Below are 24,229 nucleotides of genomic sequence, written 5' to 3' on the forward strand. Positions count from 1 at the left end.
GTTTTTCTCTTAAATGACTAAAAATTAAAACCCGGTTGGTAAAAATATAAGAATTTTGTTCATCCAATTAATAATTTTAGTCATCCAATCAAAAAACAGCAGAATTCCCATGAAAATCATGAATATGCCTCCAATTTTCATGATTTTCACATTATGTTTTTTGATCCAATTCATCCGCCCGATGAAGAATGATAAAATAAAGAACGGTACTGCAAAGCCTAGCACATATGCTGTCATATACAGAACTCCAGAACTAGGATTGGTTGCCGCTAAACCGATTACTACCATAAGAATTGGGCCCGTACATGGAGTCCATCCAGCTGCAAACGCCATACCAATCAGAACAGATCCAAGAAATCCGGCTGGACGATTTTTGAATTCAATCCTTCTTTCCTTCATTAAAACATCAGGTTGAAAAACACCGAGAATAACAAGTCCAAAAAAGATAATGAGGATCGCTCCTATTTGTCTTATCAGATCTTGATAGTTCAAGAAAAAGTTTCCAATCAAGGATGTGCCGAATCCCATTGCGATAAAAATGGCAGAAAAACCAACTAAAAAAAAGAAAGTATGTAATAAGCTTCTTTTTTGCAGCATAGCGTTTTCAGTTTTCAACTCATTAACCGATACCCCAGTTATATACGATAAAAAAGCAGGATATAAAGGCAAGCTGCACGGAGAAATAAACGATAAAAAACCTGCTCCAAATGCTAAAAACACATTAATTTCCGACATTTTGCTGCTCCTTCCAAAAGATTTACCTCCATCCATTCTAACAGATCATTGAATAAATGTTTAAAAGAACGTTTGACATTTTCCGCACATTATTACAATGAACCTTCCTGCCATGAATACCATATTCTTACAACTTCTTATAACGAAAAAAGAATTAATCTTACCTTGAGAAAGGAAAGACTAATTCTTACTTCACAATTCCGTATAAAACAACGCATATATTAAATAGTATAGATAAAAATTACATGATGTCAAAAAATATGATTGGTCATCATGAACTAATTTAATGAAAAATCATTAAATAATGCCTGAAACGAAATTATTTTAATTGATTTTGCATCGCTTTCATCATTTGATTGATTTTCTTCTGGGACGGTTTCATTCCCATTTGCATCATCATCATTTTCAACATTTGTTCGTTAATAGGTGGATTTTTCTTCAAATAATTCATCATATACTTTCGAGCGATAAAAAAGCCTAGCGCTACGCCGGCAAGTAATGCCAGAACAGCGATTAATATCGCCAGCCAAAGTTCCATCTTATTTCCTCCTTCATGTTGTCTATCATACAGTGTACTAAACCATATGACATTATACAATATTTCATTAGCAAATTTCCGCAACTTTAGACAAATTTTCTTTCTTTAATCGGACTCAGCCACCCGTATCGTTCATTTGTAAAATCCATGGCAAAAAAATAAGGATCAAATTTTCCCAATATATCAAAAAACAATAACTCACCGTCAAAGCTGCCGGTACAAATCATTTCAATATACCGTTCCTTTAAAACCATAGTAGCTTGTCCTTTTTGATTTTCCATTTGGATGGCGTGAATCGATGATACCTTTTGATAATGGTTTCGGTGAGACAAGAATGACTGAAGCAGCAAATCTATTTCTGAAATGGGAATGGCTCTTGAAATATAATTGACTTGCCTTTCCAATTGTTCAAAAATAGGATGCGTTTTCCTTGTCCAAAAAAATTCTTGATATAACTGAAAAATTTTCGATTCCCTATGATAAAAATGCTCAGCAAATTCCTTTTTTATCAAATACAAATAAAAGTGCCTCATGCGCTCACCTCATTGTTACATTCCTTTTTTGCTATTATAAAGCAAGGAATGTAAAAGGTTTGTCTTATGGTGGCGGATAGAGGCACTAATTTTGGCGATTATTTCCGAACTAATTCTTTTACTTTTTCGACAACATTTTCAACAGTAAAACCGTACTCGCTTATAATTTTTTCCCCAGGTGCAGATGCTCCAAACTTGTCGATAGCTAAGATTTCACCTTCAGATCCGACATAGCGCTCCCAGCCAAGCGAAGATGCCATTTCGATCGCAAGACGCTTCGTTACGCTGCTAGGAAGAACTGATTCTTTATAATCTTTTGATTGCTTTTCAAAACGGTCCCATGACGGCATGCTGACGACTTGCACATCAATTCCATCAGATGCAAGAATTTGTTGAGCTTTAATAGCTAATGCTACTTCTGAACCTGATGCAAGTAGAAGAGCATCCGGTTGATCCGATTTCGCCGGTGAAATGACATAAGCGCCTTTTGCAACACCTTCTTCAGCATTTTCTTTCGTACCTTTAATAGTTTCTAAATTTTGGCGCGTTAATACTAATGCAGTCGGTGTTGATTTAGATTCAAGCGCAGCCTTCCACGCAGCTCTTGTTTCATTTCCATCAGCTGGACGAATGACAGAAAGATTCGGCATTGCTCTCAAAGAAGCTAATTGTTCAATCGGCTCATGTGTTGGTCCGTCTTCTCCAACCGCTATGCTGTCATGAGTGAACACGTAAGTTACAGGGAGATTCATTAATGCTGCTAAACGAATCGCTGGCCGCAAATAGTCAGAGAAAACAAAGAACGTTCCGCCAAAAACACGTAAACCTCCATGCAGAGCCATACCGTTCAATGCTGCTCCCATGGCAAACTCTCTGACACCAAACCAAATGTTTCGTCCGCTGTAATCTTCCGCAGAAAAGTCTCCTGAACCTTTTATTGTCGTTTTGTTTGATCCAGCTAAGTCTGCAGATCCCCCAAAGAAATAAGGAACTTTTTCAGCTATTGCATTTAATACTTCTCCAGAAGAAGAACGGGTTGCAACGCTTTTTCCTTCTTCATAAAAAGGTAAAGATTGATCCCAATTTTCTGGCAATTCACCATTGATTGCTGCCTTTAACTCTTTTGCAAGTTCAGGATATTCTTTCTCATACTTTTCAAACAAATTATTCCATTCAATTTCTTTCTGCTTTCCACGTTCTTTTACATTTTTCTCAAAATGCTCATAAACTTCTACTGGAACATAGAAATCTTCTTCAAATGTCCATGCATAGGCTTCTTTTGTCAATTTTGTCTCTTCTGGGCCTAACGGCGAACCATGAACGGAAGAAGTGCCTGCTTTATTCGGCGAACCATATCCGATTGTTGTTTTTACTTCAATTAATGTCGGTCGTTGTTCATCCAATTTGGCTTCTTCAATGGCTTTCGAAATCTCTTCAATGTTGTTGCCGTCCTCAACGCGCAGCACTTGCCAGCCCATAGATTTAAAGCGCTCTTCTACATTTTCTGAGAATGATTTATTTAAATCCCCATCTAGGGAAATATCATTCGAATCATAAAGAACAATTAATCGTCCAAGCTTCAAGTGACCAGCTAAGGAAGCTGCTTCAGAGGAAATCCCTTCCATTAAGTCACCGTCACCGCAAATGACGTATGTGTAATGATCAACAATATTGTATCCTTCTTTATTATATGTAGCTGCTAAATGACGTTCTGCCATCGCCATTCCAACGGCCATTGCTATTCCTTGGCCTAATGGTCCAGTTGTTGCGTCAACGCCAGGTGTATGTCCGTATTCAGGATGTCCAGGTGTTTTGCTTCCCCATTGACGAAACGATTTAATATCATCCATGGAAAGATCATAACCCGATAAATGAAGCAAGCTATAAAGCAGCATCGATCCATGTCCGGCAGATAAAACAAAGCGATCTCGATTAAACCAATTAGGGTTTTCAGGGTTAATGTTCATAAATTTCGTCCACAGCGCATAAGCCATTGGTGCGGCGCCCATTGGCATTCCAGGATGTCCGGAATTCGCCTTTTCAATCGCGTCAATGGATAATGTTCGAATCGTCATGATGGATAAATCTTGAATGGAATGAGTCACCATTATCATCCTCTCATCTGTATTTTCAGTTTATAATCTTATCTTTATTGTTGTAATAAGGCAACACCCCATCCATTAATGCAGCCTTTTATTTTTTAATTTTTTCAATTTTTCCGGTGTAACATCATTACCTTTCGGATCAATCACTGTAACATTTTTTAAGGTGTTTTGAAAATCCCGACGAAACGACTCTAAATATTCCTGCCTTAATTGCTGCTGCTCAAGCTTTTCCTCTTGCGTCAATCCTTCTGACTTAGACTTTTTAGATAGTTCATTAATACGGTTAAGTTTTTCTTTTGAAATCATAAGCTGAACCCCTTGTATATTTTTGCCGCGCTCTTTTATCATACTAAATGCAACCACTAATGACAACAATTATTGCTATGATTCTCCTTTTTCTGACAAAAATTGTTGATATCTGCGATGGACAGTAGCTTTTGAAACGTCATAGCCGAATCCTCTTAACGTTGCCGCTATTTCTGAAAATGTCAGGCCGTTTTTCCGCAATCGGTCAATCTCCTCGATCGGAACTTCTTTTCGCTCTCTTTTATAGGAAGAATTTCTATTCTTTAAATTTTTTTCAGGCCTGTACCCATTTTGTATAGCTCTCAACATTCCCCGCTTTATTTTCAAATTATGAATTTTTCGTTGATATTCTTCGACAATTCCTATGATTTCAAGCACCATCGTGTCTGATTCAGACAGTTCCATCTCCCCGCGATGGGCAGCGGTGAAAATTTTCACACCTTGTTTCAAAATGGAATGGACAATGGCGATTTTGGCATTCCCTCTGCCAATTCTTGTTTCATCCTGTATTAATACCGCTTCAATTTCTTTCTCCTCAATCAATTCCAGCAGTTGAAAAACCCCTTCACGATCAACATCATACCCGCTCGCTTTTTCTTCTATCACTTCAACAACTTCCATACCGTTTTCAGCTGCGAGCTTTAACAGCTCGTCCTTCTGTCTTTTCAAAGATGTTTCCTGCTCATCTTTTTCAGTGCTGACTCTTGCATAAACGACTGCTCTCATGTTAAATGCTCCTTGCGGTTATTCTTTGTTTGCCAAATATTCAGCATTGTAGTATTTATTTTTTTCAATCGGAATGACGATTGTTTCCCCCGGTTTTACAACAAGGCTTTGGAGATTGTTTCGCTCCTGAACCCATTTAACAAACTCTGAATGAGACATATTGTCATATTCTTTATATTCATCAGCGATTTTCCACAAACTGTCCCCTTCCTTCACTTGAACCTCCAAATAATGATCGAGCTCTTCCCTTTCTCCAGTATACGAAATCGCCAAAACTGCCGCCATGATGACAAGGAAAAAAGAAACGATGTAAGACCATGATAATTTATCCATTTAGAACCGCCCCCTGAAACAGAATATTTGTTCGGTTTTTTGTTTTTAAGTATAAAAGGGAACACATGTTTCTGTCAAGCAAATATTCGAACTTACGTTTGCTTTTTTGGAAAAATCATGCTATAATCGACACAAATTGATATGACTGAGGTGCTTGACATGTCAACAAAATTATCTAAGAGACAACAAGATATTTTGAACTTCATTAAGGAGGAAGTAAAAAAGAAAGGATACCCTCCCTCTGTAAGAGAAATCGGCGAAGCGGTCGGTCTTGCCTCCAGTTCAACTGTTCACGGGCATTTAGCAAAGCTTGAGAGCAAAGGACTGATTAGAAGAGACCCCACAAAGCCGAGAGCCATTGAAATTTTGGACGATGATGGCAGCCACCTTCTAACAAACAATGTGATCAACGTGCCGGTCATCGGAAAAGTGACGGCTGGTATTCCGATCACTGCCGTTGAAAACATCGAAGAATATTTTCCGCTTCCGAATCATATTGCGTCAGGTGATGATCAACTTTTCATGCTTGAAGTAGTCGGAGAAAGCATGATCGAAGCAGGCATTCTGGACGGAGATTTAGTTATTGTCAGACAACAGCAAACAGCCAATAACGGCGACATCGTTGTCGCGCTCACAGACGACAATGAAGCGACCGTAAAAAGGTTTTTCAAAGAAAAAGACTTTATACGGCTTCAGCCGGAAAACCCAACAATGGAACCGATTATTTTAAAAAATGTGACAATACTCGGAAAAGTGATCGGGCTATACCGTTCCATACACTGAATATTCGATGTCTCAAAACAGGTGAGGCATCCTTTTTCTTTTTATAAAATTTTCAAAATTCCCTCTCTTAGCGATGCTAAATTTTTAAAAATGTTTTCTAATCAATATGTATGCAGACAAGCTAGATTCAATGAAACAAATTTCAGGCGCCTTCTCCGCGCCTGCATGCAAAGCTATTATGCAACAATTCTCAACAGTCATTGTTTTTTGATTTATTTTGTTGTAGAATTTTTTATTGTAGATTTCGCTTCCTTAGCCAGTGCCGGGATGATTTACTGAATTGTTTGAATTCTTCTAACTGCTTAAATTTTAGGTATAGGAGAGGTGCTATGAATCAATTACTTATGAAACAAAGTGAATTGGAAAACGCAAAGCAATATGTCAATGAAGTATTTCAATCCGTGCAAGAAAAAAATCCGAATGAGCCTGAGTTTCTTCAAGCTGTAAAAGAAATATTTGACTCGCTTGTGCCTGTATTTGCTCAACATCCTACATATATAAAGCACGGAATACTTGAAAGAATTGTTGAGCCGGAAAGATTGATCATTTTTCGCGTTCCATGGGTGGATGACGAAGGAAAAGTGCGTGTAAACCGCGGATTTAGAGTGCAATATAATAGTGCAATTGGGCCATATAAAGGAGGCTTGCGCTTTCACCCGACCGTCAACGCCAGCATTATTAAATTTTTAGGATTTGAACAAATCTTCAAAAATTCATTGACTGGGCAGCCGATCGGCGGAGGAAAAGGCGGATCTGATTTTGATCCGAAAGGTAAATCAGATGGGGAAATTATGAGATTTACACAAAGCTTTATGACAGAGCTTTACAAACATATTGGACCAGATATTGACGTTCCTGCCGGTGATATTGGAGTTGGCGCAAGAGAGATCGGATACTTGTTTGGCCAATATAAAAGAATACGCGGCGGATTTGAAGCTGGGGTGTTAACCGGAAAAGGCATTGGTTACGGCGGAAGCCTAGCGAGAACCGAAGCGACAGGGTATGGAACTGTTTATTTTGTTGAAGAAATGCTTAAAGACCATGGATTAAGCTTCAAAGGAAGCACAGTTGTTGTCTCTGGTTCTGGGAACGTTGCCATATATGCGATTGAAAAAGCAACACAATTAGGTGCAAAAGTTGTCGCATGCAGCGACTCTGATGGCTACATTTTTGATAAAAATGGAATTAATCTTGAAACGGTTAGAAGGTTAAAAGAAGTTGAAAGAAAAAGAATTAAAGAATATGTAAATGAACATCCTCATGCAGAATATTATGAAGGCTGTTCCGGAATTTGGTCCATTCCGTGCGATATTGCCCTCCCATGCGCTACTCAAAATGAAATCGATAAAAAAGCAGCTGAACTCCTTGTTTCCAACGGACTCAAAGCTGTTGGAGAAGGCGCCAACATGCCGTCTACATTAGAAGCGATCGACGTGTTTTTATCAAACAATATTCTTTTTGGACCTGCAAAAGCTGCTAACGCAGGCGGAGTTGCTGTTTCAGCATTAGAAATGGCTCAAAACAGCGCAAGATTATCTTGGAGCTTTGAAGATGTCGACGCAAAATTACGTGATATCATGAAGAACATTTACCGAAATTGCGTCAACGCTGCAAATGAATACGGCTGCTCCGGAAATCTTGTCGTCGGCGCTAACATAGCAGGATTTAAAAAAGTCGCTGATGCAATGGTAGAACAAGGAGTCATTTAAAAGATAGAAAAATGGTCATTTCCATCATTTATTCTTTATAGTGAGTAAACATATATGATAATCGCTAAAGCTTTACCTACCCTGCTTTGGCGATTCATCATGCTCACTATAATACCCCATCTTAACTTGAGTAAATAGAAATTGACATCACATCTATCCAAATTCACTCTTCTTTATTTCCACATTCAATCAAATTTTTCCCTATCAGTGTATCCCATTCAATGAGAGAATTGAAGTTTTATGTCAGATTTTCTTACATATTTTTTTACGCTGATGCCTGGATTGATTATCTCTTGCTTTTTAAATAAAAAAGGCAGATTGCACTGATGTTTGTTTATCTGCTTCTTCTCTTCTTTACTCTCAATATTTTGTATCATCAAATATAAAATTTATAGAAACAAAGTAACTGCTATTAAAATTGATTTTTCCAATTAAAGCATTTTATTATTGATATGGTTGCTCCTTCTATCCAGTGCCAATAACCTTCAGCACAAATACTTGTTCATCTAAAAAACACCGAATACGGCTGCCCATCCTCCAATGAAACGGCGGTATTTTCACTGACTGACTTTGGATAAGACGATTCGTTGACGATGTACTACCGACTTTACATGCATCACGTAAAAATGCTAAACTGAACGCAGACAAAATCGACATGCGCCCTAACCGAAAATACAGATCTTTTGCAACGCAAACATATTTCTGGAAGTCATTCGGGGGGAACAAAATGATTTATCATTTAGCAGGAAAACTTGCAATATTGATCATTAAAATTTTTAGTTTGCTAGAAGTCAAAGGCAAGCAGCATATTCCGGCAGACCATCGTTTTATTGTTACATGCTCTCATCGCAGCTGGGTAGATGTAGTCTTGCTCGCCGCAGCACTTTTTCCAATTCATGTCCATTATATGGCCAAAAAAGAATTGTTTCAGAACACGCTCATAGGTTGGTTTTTGAAAAAGATGCATGCTTTTCCAGTTAATCGTGAAAATCCTGGACCGAGCGCACTAAAAATTCCTTTGAAACTGTTAAAAGAAAATAAAGTTGTTGGAATTTTCCCGAGCGGCACAAGAACAGACGAGGAAGTTCCTTTAAAAAGAGGCGCGGTTACAATTGCGATGAAAGCCGGCGTTCCCATATTGCCTGCAACCTATCATGGTCCAAAAAGTTTAAAAGATTTTTTTGCCGGAAAAAAAGCTGTCGTTGCATTTGGCGAACCAATCTATTTAGAGAAAAATGCAAATCAAATTGATGATGCGCTTCAACAGCTTGAACATAAGCTGAAAGCTCTTGAAAAAAGCATAAACGACTAAACATTGACGTTTCTGATCAGCTTGTCATTTTTAGACAAACTGATCAGAAAGCTAAAGGCGAAGTAAAGTTCTGATATTTTCATTTATCGATCTAGTTCGATCCACTTATTTGTCTTCAAAGGCGGTTTGTACGCACGAAGTTTATCTATTAATATAGAGGGATTGTCTGCAAAAATCATAAACTGTTTATGCGTTTCAGGCATGAAGCCTCCCTCTACCGCATTCTCAATCATCTGTTTTACCGGCGTGTAATAGTCATCGATATTTAACAACGCCACAGGCTTTTCATGAATCCCAAGCTGCCCCCAGCTAACCGCTTCAAATATTTCCTCAAAAGTACCATAGCCTCCGGGAAGAGCAATGAACGCATCTGAAAGCTCTCCCATTTTTGCTTTCCGCTCATGCATATCATTGACTTCATAAAGCTGAGTGAGATGCTTGTGGACAACCTCTCCTTGAAATAAATTCGTCGGCATAACGCCCAATACGGTGCCTCCTAACTCTAATACGGTGTTTGCAATCACTCCCATCAGACCAATGCTGGAGCCTCCATATACGAGCTCAAGCCTGTTTTTTACCAATTCTTCTCCTAGTTTGATAGCTGCTTCTTTATACTTAGGATTTGTTCCCGGATTCGATCCTGCAAAAACACAAACACGTCTCATATTACCACTCCTGCTTCTTCTCTAAACGTTCTGACGAATGAGAAAGTCCTATTAAAAGCTGTGAATGGGATATTTCCATCACAGCTTTATTACAAAATTATTGAAAAATCTTACTGATTTTCTCTATTTCTTCCTTTGTTAACTGGACATCTAACGTTTTTAAATTGTCAAGTACCTGTTCCGGCTTCTTCGCACCAGGGATGATCGCATCGATGGAATCGACCGTTAAATACCATGCTAGCACAACGTGAGCAATTTCAGCATTTTTCGCTTCTGCGATTGGACGCAATTGCTCGACTTTTTCGAGATTACGCGCAAATGCTTCCCCTAGAAATAAAGGATTTTGTGCACGTGAATCATTGAACTTCTCATCTTTCGAATATTTTCCGCTTAATAGACCTGAGGCAAGTGGAAAATATGGTATAAACGATATTCCATTTTCCGCCGTGTAAGGAAGCAAATCTTTTTCTGCTTGTCGTTTAAATAAGTTATATTCGGACTGAATTACATCGACATACCCATCTTTGTTCGCTTCTTTTAATTGTTCGAGCGAGAAATTCGATACACCGATCGCACGAATTTTCCCTTCATCCTTAAGCTTCTTCAATTCACCGACAGCTTCATCCTTCGGTGTCGTTTCGTCCGGGAAATGAATGTAATATAAATCTATGTAATCCGTTTTTAAGCGTTTCAGGCTGCCCTCGACCGACTCGCGAAGGAAATCGGGAGAGTTATCAAGAACAACTTTTCCGTCTACAAATTTGTGAGCACCTTTAGTAGCAATGACTACTTCATCACGACGGCCAAACTCCTTGACGACTTCACCGATAATTTCTTCCGAACGCTCAGGACCGTAATAAAATGCCGTATCCAAAAAATTTATTCCATGATCCAAAGCTGTACGAACGATTTCTTTCCCAGTTTCATCGTCAAGGTTTGGAAAAATGTTGTGCCCGCCAACAGCATTTGTTCCAAGCCCGATTGGGTTCACATATATATCGGTCTTGCCTAATCTAGTCTTTTTTGTCACAATATTTCAACTCCTTTCGTTAACATTATAACAAATTCTATCAGAAAAATCAGTTTTTAACTAATAAGCTATTAAATATTATTATGGCTTTACAAATGAAATTATGAAAGGATTCTTTTATTCATTTTCAAGCAGCAGTTGCTCGACTGTTTATTGTTTGTTCCATTATGTTCAAATTCTTGAGGTTGTCTAAAGCAGCATAAAAATATCTTAAGCGATTGCAGCCTGCTGCAATAACAAAATAAAGAGGGGGCTGTCTATTTGATACCTTTTACAAAGCTCTTGAATAGTACATTCTCGGTTTTCATATGCAAGTAAAACTTCAAGTTTGAACTCTGTAGTATATTGCTTATACATAGAAAACTCCCCCTAAGGTAAAACAGATTTTTTATATTTTAATCTGTCTACCTTAAGGGGAGCATATCATAAGTCGATTTTCCGGCTTTTAGACGCCCCTTTAATGTTTTAGAAATGTTGATATATCAATGTTTATGATGTTCGGTTTTCAATGGATTTTGACTTTCTGAACAGCCTCTTTATTTTATGGACTTATCGGACATACAATTTTTTTCAATCTTGTTTATATCCTTCAGAAGTCTTATGAAGGATTTTTCTTTTGCTCTCTTTCTTCATTAGGTTCTTCAAAAGTTTTATGACGGACATTCAGCACATACAATCGCTTCTTGTTGGACTTCATTGCCTCTATAAAGAACATTTATAAATTTTATTTCATTATTTTTGTCCTTCACAGTTGTATTTCTCAAAATCTTTCATTTTAGCAACTCATCGGACAGCCCCACTGTTTGCTTGAAAGCAATTCCGTCCTTTACTTTCAATCTTTTTATTTAGAACGATATTCTTTTTTCGGCAATTATATCAATTAATTAAAACAGAATAAAGCATTACTGAAAAATTGCAAATTAGTGCCTCTGTCAAAACATTTATTTTGCGAATACTTATCTTGATTTCATAAAATCCACCGAACGCTCACGATTTTCTATTTAAATCTTGTGGAATTCGGCGGCTCTGTTAATATATTGATGCACAAGGTTCAAAATTGATAAACATTTTTTCAAATATAAGAACTCCCGCACTTTGACGAAACTTTTTGCATTACGGATCATTTTTGATCCGCTTTGCGTGGAATTAAGCAGCTCTTTTGATATATCGATGTACGAGCCTTGAGAATGACAAACATTTACAAATGGAAGAGCACGCCCAATTTCCTTCCGCATTTTGTTATAAACATTTTGGAATGACGGCTAATTGATTGCTGGCAACATTTTGATCCAATTTACTTGCTTTTATTGGTATCTTTCACAGCTTATTTTTGATAAAGCTGCCGGTACCAATTGGATGCTGCCTGAACTTCTGATAAAGTCAGCTCATGTCCTCCGTTTTCCCAATGCAAGTGCACATTTGCGTTGTTATTTTCTAAAAATGTTTTAAGCTCTATTGATTCTTCAGGAGAGCAAATTTGATCACGCTTTCCAGCTGCAATAAAAACGTTTTTTCCTGAAAGATCCGGCAGATCCATTCCTCTTCTCGGCACCATCGGGTGATGCAAGATGGCTCCATTTAGCGCATCCCGAAAATGGAATAAAAGGCTGGCTGCTATATTCGCTCCATTGGAATAACCGATTGCGATTACAGAATTTCGATCAAATCGATATGTTTGTGCTGCTTCATCTAAAAAAGAGTTTAATTCCTTTGTACGGAAAACAAGATCTTCTTCATCAAAAACTCCTTCGGCAAGTCTTTTAAAAAAACGCGGCATTCCATTTTCAATTACATTTCCGCGCACAGCTAAAATCGATGCTTCTGGATCAATAATTTCTGCAATGGGAAGAAGATCAAATTCATTTCCGCCGGTTCCATGCAGCAATAGGAGAGTCGGTTTTGCCGGATTGCTTCCTTTTTGAAAAATATGTTTCATCGTTTTTTCTCCTTCTCAGCGTTTATTAAGCATTACTTTTCTTATTCGTCAAGGTTACGGACTTCCACTGGCATCAACTTATTTTCCAACCGTTCCCGATACTTTTCGTAACGCTCCGGAAGCTTTAATTCTTTTCCAAGTGCATCTAAAGATTCATCAATTGCAAAACCCGGAGGATCTGTTGCAATTTCGAACAAAATTTCACCATGCTCTCTGAAATAAATAGAATGAAAATACTTTCGATCCTGAACTGGCGTTACCCTGTATCCATTTGATTCTAAAGATGTTTTCCATTCTAATTGATCGTTGTCGTCATTTGCCCGAAGCGCGATATGATGGACTGTTCCAACCCCCATGATGCCGCGTCCGGAAGAAGTAATTTTTACATCAACGACATTGCCGATTTCACTTGGAGAGTGAAAACGAATAAAATCTCCTTCCCTTCCAATTCGTTGAAGTCCAAAAATATTCTCCAACAACTCTGACGTTTTTTCAGGAAATGATGAATATAATACGGCGCCGCCAAATCCTTTAATGGCAACATCAGAGGTGACATGGCCAAATTCCCATTGATTTAATTCTCCTTCTTTTCGTTCCACTAGCTCAATGTTCAAACCGTGCGGGTCTTGAAACGCAAGCAGTGACTCACCAAACCGTTCTGTCATTGTAAACGGAATTCTAAATTTATCTAGTCTTTCTTGCCAAAAGCTCATGGAACCTTCTGGTATCACATAAGAAGTTACACCCACCTGACCATTGCCGATTTTTCCTTGATACGCATCAGGCCAAGGAAAGAAAGTAATCAGTGTCCCTGGCTTTCCTTCTTTATCCCCGAAATAAAAATGGTACGTGCCGGGATCATCGAAATTCACAGTTTTTTTAACTAACCTCAGCCCTAAAACTCCAGCATAAAAATCAATATTTTCCTGCGGATGGCCGACAATAGCAGTAATATGATGAATTCCAGCTGTTTTCTTTTTCATCTTTGATTCTCCTTTATTATTTGCTTTACGCGATTCGTTTTTGTAAATCAATCATTTTAATAGGTCATTATTTCGAATTAAAATATCTCGAATTAAATTATTTTTAATTCAAAATAATTTTATCAAATCTTTCATTTATTGTCAAAAAGCTGATCTGTTGAATTTTTCATCTCTTTTCGTTCCGTATTCACTAAAATACCATCCTTACCAAAATGAAAGCAATCGCAAGAGCAGCGTTTGAATGCGAAGAGAAACCTCCCTCTCCTCTTGCGCGCAAAATCGTTACAGAAATTGTTGTTCTGGCCGCAGCAAGGGCAATTGGCCGTTCCATAAATTTTTTTGTGATGACTCGGCAAACACAGTCGAATTTAAGATTGGTGATGAACACGCAACATCCTGAAAGTAGCCGGCATCCGCCAGCTGCTTTCAGATAAACCGAAAACATGCAAAAGCAAATTGCTTTTTGCAGACTGATCGTAATGACCGTTGCAATTTAATATTAGTAAATCCGTATGGCTTTAGCAAATGTAGACAAATGAAGTTGAATACCGTAACCGGACAGGTATCATTTCTGATCTTCTTTTTTATCATCTAATTCAAAGAACTCAGCAAAATCCATTAACAAAGCATCTTTGTCTTTTAACGCCAATTTTGCTAAGATGATTTCAAGAAGACATAAGCCAATTAAAATAAGTAATCCTTTCATCATATTCCTCCCCCCCCTCAAACTCATCTCTTTGTCAACATCAACATAATGTATGAAACGCGTTTCAGGTCAAGGATTTTTAAAAGAAAGGGATATTTCATGGCAACGATTCGTGATATTGCAAAGCTTGCAGGTGTTTCTGTTACAACGGTTTCGAGAGTTTTAAATAATCATCCATATGTCAGTGACGAAAAAAAAGAAGCGGTTTTAAAAGTGATAGAAGAAATCAACTATAAACGGAACATTCATGCAGTCCACTTGTCTAAAGGCTTTTCAAATTTGATCGGCGTCGTCCTGCCTAAAATCGATCATCCTTATTTTAGCAGCATTGTGGAAGGGATTTCGGAGGAAGCGATCAAGCATCATTTGCAGCTTGTTCTCTTTCAAACGAATTATGAACCAGCAAAAGAGCTTGAAGCATTGGAATTGTTGCGGGGAACCTTATTGGATGGTGTCATTTTTTGTTCAAGAGCCATTTCCTTTGATGTATTGAAAGAATATAAAAATGCTGGACCGATCGTTCTTTGCGAAGATTCAGACCAAAGCCATTTCCCTTCTTTGAGCATTCCGCATGAACAGGCATTTCAGTTTGGTTTGGACTATTTAATTTCGAAAGGTCATACGAAAATTGCATTTACTTTAGGACGAATGGAAGGGCCAAACAGTAAAAAAAGAAGAAAAGCCTATAAAACAAAAATGAAGGAATTAGGCGAACCGATTCGAAGCGAGTGGATCTTCGACAAATGCCTATCGATCACTGACGGCAAACAGCTTATGGAAAAGCTTCAGCATTTAGAGAAAAAACCGACTGCCTTTTTTGTTACAAACGATCAAGTGGCAGCAGGTATCTTATTAAGTGCCAAACAATATAAAATAAAGATTCCTCAAGACATTGCCATCTTAAGCTTTGATAATCAGCCTATTGCCGACATCATGGGAATCACTACTATTGAAATCCCAATAAGAAAAATGGGGAAGCTTGCGGTGCAATCGATTATTCATTGTAAAGAAAAACGGGAGCAAACAAATAAGAAGATGACTCTCCCCTTTCGGTTAATTGAGCGGAAAACTGTGTAACCCATGAAGAAGGATGCCCCCTCTTTAGAGTTCAAATCATTCCTGCCAAACGATCATCTGCAAAAACCGAAGCAGCTTGGCAGGATTTTTCATTTGATTTTGTAATCATTTTGACGATTTGCATGCGTCTTTTTCCATATTCCGTTTTCTTTTGACGTTCAGTGTGAAATTCATCGATTACTACTCAAAGCTGGTTAACAACTTGTCTGCATACTTACTCCCCTTTTTGGCCGACAGCAAAGTGTACGTCAATCACAAATGGCCTTACAGATGTTTTCAATTGCATAGCAATGAAAATCCTTAAAATTGGAGTGTTATTTCCCCAAACCGCTTTTTAAAACAATTTTCCTACTCCGTTAATTTTCTTCTTATCAGCAAGCTTGCGATCACGATGCTCAAAATATTTGCTGCATAAACAAACGCTTCATTTCCGTCAACCATCGAGTTGAATTTGTAAAAAAAGTGCGGCCATGGTATAAGTTCGCCGTTTGTCACGTATTCGACAACCGTATAAATGGCAATGAATCCGAACGCCATTTCTACATTTTTGACCAATAAAATCAATAACGCACCAATCAGCAAAAAATTCAACCCGAGCAGCAAGGCGAATAAAATTAAATGCCAAGGCACATCCGCTAGATTACGGAAGAAAAACAACAAGATCATTAACAGATTCATCACGGTGTAATATCGCATTAAATCAATAACGGCGTGCTTTTTATACAGATTGATCAATGTTTCCCATGCCCCGTCCTCCCTTCTAACCATGATCCGAAGCAGAACATAATCATTGAAAGGAAATCGAAATACGCCTCAAGTCGTAGTTCAAAATATGCCTCAGGTTCGTTATGAGCAGCGACGACAAAAGGTAAGATGAAAATTGAAAGGAGGTCATTCAAATTATGAAAAAAATCGGTTTGTTCATCGCAGGTGCAATAGCCGCAATAGTTTTAATCGCCAATCTCGGCTCAATCGTCGGACTTCTTATCAGTTTGCTTGTTCTATACTTTTCGTTTAAACAATTTGTGAAATCCGACAAAAAATCAAAAAAATGGTTTTGGGGGATTGTCGGGCTGATTGCACTATCTGTTTCAGCTGCAAATGTCCCAGCTATTCTCGGTTTAATCGCCGCATATGTGCTTTATCTCATATTTAATAATTGGAAAAAATCGAATGATCCGTATGTGTCAGACGATCCATTCACCAATTTTGAAAAACAATGGGAATCACTAAAACGACAATAAATGGAGGGGAAAAAAATGAGCATATTTACGAGATTAAAAAATGTGATTATGGCCGATTTACATGATTTATTGAATGAACAGGAACAAAGGAATCCAATTGCGCTATTAAATGAATATTTGCGCCAATGTGAAAAGGAAGTTGAAAAGGTTCAAAAACTAATCGAACGCCAACGATTATTAAAACAAGAGCTGTTAAGAGAATACAACCATGCTGAACACTTAAAAGAAAAAAGAAAATATCAAGCCGAAATTGCGTTGAAAGCGCAAGAAGAAGAATTGCATCAATTTGCCATCAACGAGCAGCAGCAGTATGAGGAGCGTGCATCAAAATTAAAACAAGCGCTTGAACAAGCAACGAAACAGCTCATTGACTTAGAACATAAATATGAAGAAATGAAACATAAATTAAAAGATATGCATATAAAGCGCATGGAGCTGATGGGACGAGAAAATATTGCACGCGCCTACTCCCGGATCAACCAAGTTCTTGAGCAGCATAATTCCGAAAAGAACCATTTTGTTCGCTTTGCTGAAATAGAGAATTACCTTGATGAACTGGAAAATCGAATCAACAACAGATACGATACATTAACATTTGATGCAAGAATCGCAAAGCTTGAAAAAGAATTAAAAAATCAAGAAACGGATTCAAATTCTTAACGTAAATTGTTATGCTATAAGGGCGTAGTTCTCTACGCCTTTCCATATTTATGTTCACACTAATAGGAAGGAGAGGAGCCTCGTGTTTCATCAATCGAAAATAGATTTTACAAAATGGATTTTCGTCATTGGCATCATCTTATTCATCGCAGAGCTTTTATTTTTCAATGGTGAGGCCCTTTTCTTCCTAATGATGATGATTTTTTGCGTATATATTGGAAGAAAAAGAATGCCGAAAAAATCAGGATTATTGTTATTTTGGATCGGAATAATTGGCGGCGTTCTATCTTTTTTCAATATGTTTACATTCCGACTGCTTCTATTTGCTGTTTTCATTTACTTTATTTTTCACTATGTTCAAAACAAGCAGGTAGCTGCTAAAAAGTCTCCTAAAATTGAAGAAGCAGATCCAATCCTCTCGCAAGAAGAGAAATTTTCCAAAACGCCTCTTTTTCAAAACAGATTGTTCGGAACGCAGCGAACCGAAGAACAAATATACAAATGGAACGATGTCAACATTCAAACAGGCATCGGCGATACAGTAATAGATTTAAACTATACGATTCTTCCGAAAGGTGAAGCGGTGATTGTCATCCGAAAGCTTATCGGCAATATCGAAATAATTGTTCCTTACGAGCTGGAAGTGTCCGTCCACCATTCCGGTTTCATCGGCTCCTACTCCATTTTTGATTATAGTGAACCGAATGTATGGAACGAAACAATTCGATATGAGTCCAAAAACTATCATGAATCTGCCCAAAAAGTGAAAATCATCACCTCTATAACCTTTGGCAGAATAGAGGTGAAAAGAACATGAATGTATTGCAAAGACAAATTATTATCTGCTTAGTAACATCAGTAGTCACTTTTTTATTTTTCACTGTTTCGCTTTTGCTTACGTTCCTGTTTCCTAATTGGACATTATTATGGAAACAAAAAATTCTTGATATTCCGTTTATCCTCTTCACGTTCGTAATCAGCAGCGCCATCGGCTTGCTTTTCGGCATTCTATTCGGACTTCCTTTTAAAGATAAACTACACAAGATTGAAGACAAACTAAAAAAAATAACAAAAGGAGAAACGGTTGAACAAAATGAACATATAAACATTAAAGAATTAGATGAAATCAACCTTCGAATTGACCAAGTGCAGCATCATCTCATTGAACAGACGAAATTAACGCAAAAACTTGCAGGTGAAAACGCAAAAGAACAAGAAAAAAGATTGGAAGAAATCATTTCACAAGAAAGGCAAAGGCTGGCACGCGAGCTGCATGACTCTGTCAGTCAAAACTTGTTTGCAGCCTCGATGCTCATTTCTGCTGTTAAAGGAAACAAGGAAAAAATCGATGAAGGAACGAGCAAACAAATCCATTTAGTTGAAGAAATTATTCAGCAGTCCCAGCTTGAAATGCGCGCTCTTCTTTTGCATTTGCGGCCTGTCCCTTTAAAAGGTAAATCTTTGCAAACTGGAATTGAAGAACTGCTCACAGAGCTGCGGCAAAAGGTGCCGATGAACATCCAATGGAAGACAGAGCAATTTCCTCTAGATAAAGGGATTGAAGACCATTTATTCCGCATTTTGCAAGAATCGGTGTCAAACACTCTTCGCCACGCCAAAGCGAATACACTTGAAGTATTGCTGATCAAACGGAAAAATATGGCCATTTTACGGATTGTCGACGATGGTGTAGGATTTGATGTTCAATCGGCAAAATCAGGAGCATATGGTTTGCAAAACATGTATGAACGTGCAGCCGAAATCGGCGGAACATTGCAAATTGTCAGTGTCCCTCATGAAGGAACTAGATTGGAAATAAAAGTACCGTTGTTAACAGATGAAGGTGATAAAAATGATTAAAGTATTACTAGTTGATGATCATGAAATGGTAAGAATCGGCGTTTCGGCTTTTTTATCGTCCCAGCCTGACATAGAAATCGTCGGCGAGGCTGATAATGGCAAAAAATGCATTGAACTAGCTTTACAATTAAAGCCTGATATTATTTTAATGGACCTCGTCATGCCGGAAATGGACGGGATTGAAGCGACAAAAGAAATACTTCATCAATGGCCAGAGGCAAAAATCATTATTGTCACAAGCTTTCTCGATGATGAAAAAGTCTACCCTGCCCTTGAAGCCGGTGCTGTCAGCTATATGTTAAAAACTTCAAAAGCAGACGAAATCGCCGATGCGATCCGTTCAACATATCAGGGACAATCTGTCTTAGAGCCTGAAGTGACAACGAAAATGATGGCAAGAATGAATAAAAAACAAAACCGCCATCCTCATGAAGAATTAACAAACCGAGAAATGGAAGTGCTGCTTTTAATGGCTCAAGGGAAATCAAATCAAGAAATTGCAGATGAGTTGTTCATTTCATTAAAAACCGTCAAAGTTCACGTCAGCAACATTTTAAGCAAACTGGGCGTTCAAGACCGCACCCAAGCCGTCATTTATGCGTTCAAGCATTCGCTAATCAAGTAAAATTGGCAATAAGCGAAGAAAAGAGAAAGTGGAATGGTTTTTCACCGAAGCACAAATACAGGAAATTTCATTCGAAATTTATTTATCATTTTACATATATAATCAAAACAAAAAAATTGCTAGTTTTCCCAACCTAATAGAAGATCACATACGTAAGCGATGTTATTCATCTCCCAAATGGATGCATATTCGTCGACAAAAGCAAATATAAACATGTTAACGCTTGATAAAATCGGCTAAAAATAACTCAAAAATCTCAAGCGAAACGATGGCGGAAATCGAAATAATCGGTAAAATCGGTAAAAGAAATCAGAAATCCTCCTATTCGTTTTCCGCCAAAAACTAGTTTTCTCTTTAAAAAACAATAGATGAACAAAAGTCCTAGCATGACTATCTAGGCTGCCGAAAAATAGCAACCTTTCCTTGCAGATAGCACATCTAATAAGCCTTTTGTTTCTAGCTTTAGGAACAGTGTAAAATGAAATTCATAATAAGGTTCTTCTGCTCGAAACTTGAAAAAGACGTAATTTTCCCCCAACAGTATTCCGGCTTTTATCGTATATATGGAGCATGCTCTTTTTCCAATGCATCCTGCAGCCATCTCGGATGCATCGTTAAAAGGTTTTCCGGCAGATCGTTTGGAGCGAAAAACCGTGCATCAAGCGTTTCATCTGTTTTTTGACGCAGCGTGCCTCCAATGATTTTGCACTCAAAGCAGGTTGTAATAAAGTGGCTGATTTCGCCATTTGGGTATAAAAAAATTTGTGAATCCGGATCTGAGTAAATGCCGATCAACCGGGTTACCTTCACTTCAAGACCTGTTTCTTCATAAATTTCTCTTATAATTGCTTCTTCCACCTTTTCTCCCGGCTCTACATGCCCTGATGGAATGCCCCATAGTCCGTTATCCGACCGTTTTAATAGGAGAACTTGCTGCTGTTCATTAAAAATAATTCCCGCCACTCCTGCTTCGATCCGCTCCGGCCATGCAAAATCACGCGTATTCCATTGTTTAATTTTGACACGATCATCAAATAAAGACTGCAAATTGCCGATCACCGCATCCGGATTGCGGTAATCCCCGGGAGATGGAAACGGTGCATTCTTCCCGTTGGAAATTAAAATCGCTTGAATCCCTGCTTGATGAGCACCTAATATATCAGTTAACGGGTTATCGCCGATCATAACCACTTTTGCTTTAGACGAAATCGATTCAATCGCTTTCTGGAACATAAATGGATTCGGTTTGCCAACAATGTACGGTTTTTTCCCGGTTGATGCTCGTATCATTTCAGCAACAGCTCCTGTTGCAGGCAAAGGACCTTTCGAAGTAGGGAAACTCATATCGGCATTCGTTGCAATAAACTTCGCACCATTATGTATTTGTTTTACCGCTTCCTGAATATCGTACAAAGATACATTGCCGCTCCAGCCGACAACAACGGCTTCTGCCTCCTCTTCACCCTTTACAACCATTACTCCTGCTTGACTGCACTCGTGCTTTAAATGATCGTCCCCCAGCACATAGGCACTGCGAATATTTTGTTTTCGCAAATATTGAGCTGTCAACCAAGCGGATGTAATGATTTCCTCTGGACTTGCTGTAATCCCCATTCGCTTGAGCCGTCCGGCAATTTTTTCTCTCGTTGTACAAGGATCATTTGTAAGAAACCGAATCATTTTCTTTTCTTGACGCAAGCGCCGCAAAGATTCAACTGCCCCAGGAAGCGGATTTTCTCCTATGTAAATCACTCCGTCCAGGTCAAATAAAAACACGTCAAATTCATCTATGATCATGAAATCATCCTTCCTTAGTGAACCATTTTCGCATGAAACAAACTGATTGAAAAAACCTCCTCATCACCAAGCTAATTCAAATTAAAGTGATCGTTTTCTCGAAAAGATTTGAACTTATTTAAAGTACCTCAAAACTAACTCGTGTTAAAACAATCGTTTTCTCAATTAACCATTTCTTAAACTGGCGCAAAACTTTTAGAAAGTTTTTTGTTAAACCAAAAGATGTTTCAATGAAACGATTTGCCTTGCTTGAAAGTTTGCATGAGCTTGTATGAGGAGAATCTTCTCTCTTTATTTCCACTTCTACATATGATTATAATAGATTTATCGTTCACGCAGCAAAAAGGCGGTTTAAATGAAGAAAATGTGATGTGGAATATTGGGAATTTGAGCAATAAGACAAAAGTTTTTTCAAAAAGACTGTGCAATTCGTGCACACTAAGAACTAATCTCTAATCAAATGTATGCTTTTACGACTGATCTCCTTTCTAATAAAGAAAGGTCTGTATTTGATCTGACATTTATGCAAGTTGTCTTCCCCCTCTAAATGCCAGCAATACTGAACATTTATCCCCCTTTTTGCAGGGAGCTGGTCTATGTATCGCTCAAAAGTTTAAGGTGAGGACATTTATCCCCACCCAAATACATCTTCTGATATCAAAAAAATCAAACACATTCTTCTATTTTCTAAAGCTTAAATTGCCGTACAAATTCATTCAGCTCTTCGGCTAGCTTCGCTAGTTGTTCGGAGCTGTTCGCCACTTCTTCCATAGAACTGCTTGTTTGTTCGGCTGCCGCAGAGGTTTGCTCAATACCTGCTGCTGATTGCTCGGAGATCGAGGCTATTTCCTCGATGGAACGGTTCATTTCCCGGCTGTTGGAAGCGATTTCCGTCAAGTTGTTCGCAATCGTTTGAATATGATGAACCATGTCCGTAACAGCTTTGTTGATCGTTTGAAATGTTGCGCCTGTATTTTTAATTTGCTCTGTTCCTTGTTCAACCTCCTGATAGCCGCTCTTTAAAGCATCAACTACATTCTTTGATTCATTTTGGATATTGTCGACAATGCTTGTTATGTCTGAGATTGAGACGGAAACTTGTTCAGCGAGCTTTCTTACTTCATCTGCAACTACTGCAAAGCCTTTTCCGTTTTCGCCTGCTCTTGCCGCTTCAATCGCTGCGTTTAATGCTAGAAGATTCGTTTGGTCCGCAATTCCTTGTATGACTGATACGAGTTTTGTAATTTTTTGCAAATGTCCGTTTAAACCGAGCACTTTATCAACAGATTGTTGAAAAATTTCGTCAATTTTCGACATTTGTTCGATAGAAGACATCATTAGTTTATTTCCTTTGCCGGCAATTTCAAGCACCTCTCTGGAGACTGATTCAATATGCTCCCCTTTTTCGCTGGCATCTTGAACTTTTTCGACAAATACCTCCATCTTTGCTGCCATGTCGCTCGCGCTGCTTGCTTGCGTTTCAGCGCCTGATGCCAATTCCTGCATGGTGGTTGAAACCTGCTCTGATCCGGCCTTCACTTCATTTGCAGAGTGGGTCATCTCCTCGCTGTGGCTTGTCAGTACTTCAGAAGCATTCGAAATGTTTGTAATCATTTCTTTCAGTTTATTTTGTAGCTGATTTATGGCATGTGCCAGATTTTGTGTTTCATCTTTCGAACGGATTTTTATTTCACCTTGTGTTAAATCTCCATTAGCCAGCAAATGCATGCGCTCAGATACGGCGTGTATTGGTTTGGAAATGCTGTTTGAAAACAGCCATACGATGAAAAATCCAATCACAATCGTTGCGCCAATGACAATCATTAAAAAAACGAGAAGATCTTTAGCCGGCTGATTGAAATCCATTAAATACGTGCCCGCACATACAACCCATCCCCAATGAGGATCAGTTTTTGAATAGGCGACTTTTTTTTCAATTCGATTTTCGTTGTCAGGCAAAGCCCATTCGTAATAAGTTAAACCGCCACCTTCATTTCCGGTTTTAATCATTTTTTGATTGAATTTTACGCCTTTGGAATCTTCGTCATTCCAGCCTTGTCTGCCTTCTACAACTGGATGTGCAATAAGAGTTCCTTTTTGATCGATAATATACAGGTAGCCGTTTTCACCTAAATCAAAATTTTTATTAATTGGCCGTTTGCCGTCAGCATTCTTTTCCCCCAATATCGCAACTTTTACCTGTTCCTGCGCTTCTTCTAAAGACAATGTTCCCTTTTCAACCTCTTTATTTAACGCATCGATTAACTCAATGGTCATTTCGACGCTATTTTTTAAGTTCTTTTCCCCCAGCTTGTTTAAACTGGAAGTTGTTTTCTGATAGCTTAACAAGCCTAAAATGACTAACGGAATCGTTAATAATAGAAATGAAATGGTCATTAGCTTCATACGTATCGTGAATTGAAATTTCTTTTTCATGAAAATCATTACCCCTTTGTTATGCCATAATTTTTTTAAAGACTTAGTTCTTTCCTCTTAGAAAAGCGTTACGAACTCATTTCCATCCATTTTCACTCCCCAAATCCGAAATTGGTTGCTTGACATTTTA

General features: G+C 38.2%; 25 protein-coding genes. 9 read left to right on the forward strand and 16 right to left on the reverse strand.

The genetic code is table 11. The annotated features are described in order from the left end of the window. Positions 1-24 precede the first annotated feature (24 nt). The 7 genes from NSQ84_RS09240 to NSQ84_RS09270 form a co-directional block, all read right to left on the reverse strand. On the reverse strand, positions 25-735 hold the full coding sequence (locus NSQ84_RS09240; RefSeq protein WP_066251214.1) for a cytochrome c biogenesis protein CcdA: 711 nt from the start codon (positions 733-735) through the stop codon (positions 25-27). A 319-nt stretch (positions 736-1,054) separates the two neighbouring features. Next, complete coding sequence (locus tag NSQ84_RS09245) at positions 1,055-1,273, reverse strand: YneF family protein (RefSeq protein WP_063388294.1); 219 nt, start codon at positions 1,271-1,273, stop codon at positions 1,055-1,057. An 86-nt stretch (positions 1,274-1,359) separates the two neighbouring features. Beyond that, positions 1,360-1,791 carry a sporulation inhibitor of replication protein SirA gene (gene sirA, locus NSQ84_RS09250; protein WP_157727967.1) on the reverse strand — a complete coding sequence of 144 codons (432 nt, stop codon included), beginning with the start codon at positions 1,789-1,791 and terminating at the stop codon, positions 1,360-1,362. 113 nt (positions 1,792-1,904) lie between these two features. Beyond that, a complete protein-coding gene (gene tkt / locus NSQ84_RS09255) occupies positions 1,905-3,914 on the reverse strand; it encodes a transketolase (RefSeq protein ID WP_327873665.1) in 2,010 nt (669 codons plus the stop codon). A gap of 72 nt (positions 3,915-3,986) precedes the next feature. Next, entirely contained in the window at positions 3,987-4,217 is a 231-nt protein-coding gene (locus tag NSQ84_RS09260) for a DUF896 domain-containing protein (protein WP_063388306.1), read from the reverse strand. A gap of 75 nt (positions 4,218-4,292) precedes the next feature. Next, the gene (locus NSQ84_RS09265) at positions 4,293-4,943 is read right to left on the reverse strand and encodes a recombinase family protein (RefSeq protein ID WP_066251220.1); all 651 of its coding nucleotides are present in this window, start codon (positions 4,941-4,943) and stop codon (positions 4,293-4,295) included. An 18-nt stretch (positions 4,944-4,961) separates the two neighbouring features. Next, positions 4,962-5,276: a LysM peptidoglycan-binding domain-containing protein gene (locus NSQ84_RS09270; protein ID WP_063388298.1), complete on the reverse strand. Its 315-nt coding sequence runs from the start codon at positions 5,274-5,276 to the stop codon at positions 4,962-4,964. Between the two features lie 159 nt (positions 5,277-5,435). On the opposite strand from NSQ84_RS09270, the gene lexA reads away from it, so the two are divergent. The 3 genes from lexA to NSQ84_RS09285 all read left to right on the forward strand — a co-directional run bounded on the left by lexA (position 5,436) and on the right by NSQ84_RS09285 (position 9,080). After that, entirely contained in the window at positions 5,436-6,059 is a 624-nt protein-coding gene (gene lexA, locus NSQ84_RS09275; RefSeq protein ID WP_063388299.1) for a transcriptional repressor LexA, read from the forward strand. Between the two features lie 329 nt (positions 6,060-6,388). Continuing rightward, on the forward strand, positions 6,389-7,768 hold the full coding sequence (gene gdhA / locus NSQ84_RS09280; RefSeq protein WP_094245873.1) for an NADP-specific glutamate dehydrogenase: 1,380 nt from the start codon (positions 6,389-6,391) through the stop codon (positions 7,766-7,768). Positions 7,769-8,495: 727 nt separating this feature from the next. Next, entirely contained in the window at positions 8,496-9,080 is a 585-nt protein-coding gene (locus tag NSQ84_RS09285; protein ID WP_066251223.1) for a lysophospholipid acyltransferase family protein, read from the forward strand. 83 nt (positions 9,081-9,163) lie between these two features. On the opposite strand, the gene NSQ84_RS09290 is transcribed toward NSQ84_RS09285, so the two are convergent. The 6 genes from NSQ84_RS09290 to NSQ84_RS09315 form a co-directional block, all read right to left on the reverse strand. After that, positions 9,164-9,745 (reverse strand): TIGR00730 family Rossman fold protein, encoded by a 582-nt coding sequence (locus NSQ84_RS09290; RefSeq protein WP_066251226.1) that lies wholly within the window; start codon positions 9,743-9,745, stop codon positions 9,164-9,166. A gap of 97 nt (positions 9,746-9,842) precedes the next feature. After that, positions 9,843-10,775 carry an aldo/keto reductase gene (locus NSQ84_RS09295; protein WP_339211835.1) on the reverse strand — a complete coding sequence of 311 codons (933 nt, stop codon included), beginning with the start codon at positions 10,773-10,775 and terminating at the stop codon, positions 9,843-9,845. Between the two features lie 210 nt (positions 10,776-10,985). After that, positions 10,986-11,132 carry a transposase gene (locus NSQ84_RS09300; protein WP_133309172.1) on the reverse strand — a complete coding sequence of 49 codons (147 nt, stop codon included), beginning with the start codon at positions 11,130-11,132 and terminating at the stop codon, positions 10,986-10,988. A gap of 967 nt (positions 11,133-12,099) precedes the next feature. Continuing rightward, the gene (locus NSQ84_RS09305; RefSeq protein ID WP_094245877.1) at positions 12,100-12,711 is read right to left on the reverse strand and encodes an alpha/beta hydrolase; all 612 of its coding nucleotides are present in this window, start codon (positions 12,709-12,711) and stop codon (positions 12,100-12,102) included. 41 nt (positions 12,712-12,752) lie between these two features. Then, a complete protein-coding gene (locus NSQ84_RS09310) occupies positions 12,753-13,694 on the reverse strand; it encodes a ring-cleaving dioxygenase (protein WP_327873939.1) in 942 nt (313 codons plus the stop codon). A gap of 565 nt (positions 13,695-14,259) precedes the next feature. Next, positions 14,260-14,403, reverse strand: a complete 144-nt coding sequence (locus NSQ84_RS09315; RefSeq protein WP_157727969.1) for a hypothetical protein — start codon at positions 14,401-14,403, stop codon at positions 14,260-14,262. A gap of 96 nt (positions 14,404-14,499) precedes the next feature. On the opposite strand from NSQ84_RS09315, the gene NSQ84_RS09320 reads away from it, so the two are divergent. Further along, a complete protein-coding gene (locus tag NSQ84_RS09320; RefSeq protein ID WP_327856345.1) occupies positions 14,500-15,477 on the forward strand; it encodes a LacI family DNA-binding transcriptional regulator in 978 nt (325 codons plus the stop codon). Positions 15,478-15,825: 348 nt separating this feature from the next. Here the strand turns inward: NSQ84_RS09320 and NSQ84_RS09325 are convergent, their stop codons facing one another. Next, the gene (locus tag NSQ84_RS09325; protein WP_117017335.1) at positions 15,826-16,212 is read right to left on the reverse strand and encodes a hypothetical protein; all 387 of its coding nucleotides are present in this window, start codon (positions 16,210-16,212) and stop codon (positions 15,826-15,828) included. 167 nt (positions 16,213-16,379) lie between these two features. On the opposite strand from NSQ84_RS09325, the gene NSQ84_RS09330 reads away from it, so the two are divergent. The 5 genes from NSQ84_RS09330 to NSQ84_RS09350 all read left to right on the forward strand — a co-directional run bounded on the left by NSQ84_RS09330 (position 16,380) and on the right by NSQ84_RS09350 (position 19,866). After that, the gene (locus NSQ84_RS09330; protein WP_063387809.1) at positions 16,380-16,721 is read left to right on the forward strand and encodes a hypothetical protein; all 342 of its coding nucleotides are present in this window, start codon (positions 16,380-16,382) and stop codon (positions 16,719-16,721) included. Positions 16,722-16,736: 15 nt separating this feature from the next. Further along, a complete protein-coding gene (locus NSQ84_RS09335) occupies positions 16,737-17,381 on the forward strand; it encodes a PspA/IM30 family protein (protein WP_063387808.1) in 645 nt (214 codons plus the stop codon). Between the two features lie 82 nt (positions 17,382-17,463). Next, complete coding sequence (liaF, locus tag NSQ84_RS09340) at positions 17,464-18,198, forward strand: cell wall-active antibiotics response protein LiaF (RefSeq protein ID WP_242513859.1); 735 nt, start codon at positions 17,464-17,466, stop codon at positions 18,196-18,198. Next, positions 18,195-19,241 (forward strand): sensor histidine kinase, encoded by a 1,047-nt coding sequence (locus NSQ84_RS09345; RefSeq protein WP_063387806.1) that lies wholly within the window; start codon positions 18,195-18,197, stop codon positions 19,239-19,241. The genes liaF and NSQ84_RS09345 overlap by 4 nt, the downstream gene beginning before the upstream one ends. Beyond that, positions 19,234-19,866: a response regulator transcription factor gene (locus NSQ84_RS09350; RefSeq protein WP_063387805.1), complete on the forward strand. Its 633-nt coding sequence runs from the start codon at positions 19,234-19,236 to the stop codon at positions 19,864-19,866. The genes NSQ84_RS09345 and NSQ84_RS09350 overlap by 8 nt, the downstream gene beginning before the upstream one ends. 552 nt (positions 19,867-20,418) lie before the next feature. Here the strand turns inward: NSQ84_RS09350 and NSQ84_RS09355 are convergent. Both NSQ84_RS09355 and NSQ84_RS09360 read right to left on the reverse strand, forming a co-directional pair. Next, positions 20,419-21,663, reverse strand: coding sequence for a TIGR01459 family HAD-type hydrolase (locus NSQ84_RS09355; protein ID WP_327863228.1), 1,245 nt, complete (start codon positions 21,661-21,663; stop codon positions 20,419-20,421). Between the two features lie 687 nt (positions 21,664-22,350). Then, positions 22,351-24,099 (reverse strand): methyl-accepting chemotaxis protein, encoded by a 1,749-nt coding sequence (locus tag NSQ84_RS09360; protein WP_327873817.1) that lies wholly within the window; start codon positions 24,097-24,099, stop codon positions 22,351-22,353. Positions 24,100-24,229 lie beyond the last annotated feature (130 nt).

The sequence above is a fragment of the Aeribacillus sp. FSL K6-3256 genome (genome assembly GCF_037965805.1).
Lineage (GTDB): Bacteria > Bacillota > Bacilli > Bacillales > Aeribacillaceae > Aeribacillus > Aeribacillus composti.

Excerpts from the sequence above, each read along its gene's own strand:
- NSQ84_RS09240 (WP_066251214.1), bottom strand. The coding sequence starts at position 735 with ATGTCGGAAATTAATGTGTTTTTAGCATTTGGAGCAGGTTTTTTATCG.
- NSQ84_RS09245 (WP_063388294.1), bottom strand. The coding sequence starts at position 1,273 with ATGGAACTTTGGCTGGCGATATTAATCGCTGTTCTGGCATTACTTGCC.
- tkt (WP_327873665.1), bottom strand. The coding sequence starts at position 3,914 with ATGGTGACTCATTCCATTCAAGATTTATCCATCATGACGATTCGAACA.
- NSQ84_RS09260 (WP_063388306.1), bottom strand. The coding sequence starts at position 4,217 with ATGATTTCAAAAGAAAAACTTAACCGTATTAATGAACTATCTAAAAAG.
- NSQ84_RS09265 (WP_066251220.1), bottom strand. The coding sequence starts at position 4,943 with ATGAGAGCAGTCGTTTATGCAAGAGTCAGCACTGAAAAAGATGAGCAG.
- NSQ84_RS09270 (WP_063388298.1), bottom strand. The coding sequence starts at position 5,276 with ATGGATAAATTATCATGGTCTTACATCGTTTCTTTTTTCCTTGTCATC.
- lexA (WP_063388299.1), top strand. The coding sequence starts at position 5,436 with ATGTCAACAAAATTATCTAAGAGACAACAAGATATTTTGAACTTCATT.
- gdhA (WP_094245873.1), top strand. The coding sequence starts at position 6,389 with ATGAATCAATTACTTATGAAACAAAGTGAATTGGAAAACGCAAAGCAA.
- NSQ84_RS09285 (WP_066251223.1), top strand. The coding sequence starts at position 8,496 with ATGATTTATCATTTAGCAGGAAAACTTGCAATATTGATCATTAAAATT.
- NSQ84_RS09290 (WP_066251226.1), bottom strand. The coding sequence starts at position 9,745 with ATGAGACGTGTTTGTGTTTTTGCAGGATCGAATCCGGGAACAAATCCT.
- NSQ84_RS09300 (WP_133309172.1), bottom strand. The coding sequence starts at position 11,132 with ATGTATAAGCAATATACTACAGAGTTCAAACTTGAAGTTTTACTTGCA.
- NSQ84_RS09305 (WP_094245877.1), bottom strand. The coding sequence starts at position 12,711 with ATGAAACATATTTTTCAAAAAGGAAGCAATCCGGCAAAACCGACTCTC.
- NSQ84_RS09310 (WP_327873939.1), bottom strand. The coding sequence starts at position 13,694 with ATGAAAAAGAAAACAGCTGGAATTCATCATATTACTGCTATTGTCGGC.
- NSQ84_RS09315 (WP_157727969.1), bottom strand. The coding sequence starts at position 14,403 with ATGATGAAAGGATTACTTATTTTAATTGGCTTATGTCTTCTTGAAATC.
- NSQ84_RS09320 (WP_327856345.1), top strand. The coding sequence starts at position 14,500 with ATGGCAACGATTCGTGATATTGCAAAGCTTGCAGGTGTTTCTGTTACA.
- NSQ84_RS09330 (WP_063387809.1), top strand. The coding sequence starts at position 16,380 with ATGAAAAAAATCGGTTTGTTCATCGCAGGTGCAATAGCCGCAATAGTT.
- NSQ84_RS09335 (WP_063387808.1), top strand. The coding sequence starts at position 16,737 with ATGAGCATATTTACGAGATTAAAAAATGTGATTATGGCCGATTTACAT.
- NSQ84_RS09345 (WP_063387806.1), top strand. The coding sequence starts at position 18,195 with ATGAATGTATTGCAAAGACAAATTATTATCTGCTTAGTAACATCAGTA.
- NSQ84_RS09350 (WP_063387805.1), top strand. The coding sequence starts at position 19,234 with ATGATTAAAGTATTACTAGTTGATGATCATGAAATGGTAAGAATCGGC.
- NSQ84_RS09355 (WP_327863228.1), bottom strand. The coding sequence starts at position 21,663 with ATGATCATAGATGAATTTGACGTGTTTTTATTTGACCTGGACGGAGTG.
- NSQ84_RS09360 (WP_327873817.1), bottom strand. The coding sequence starts at position 24,099 with ATGAAAAAGAAATTTCAATTCACGATACGTATGAAGCTAATGACCATT.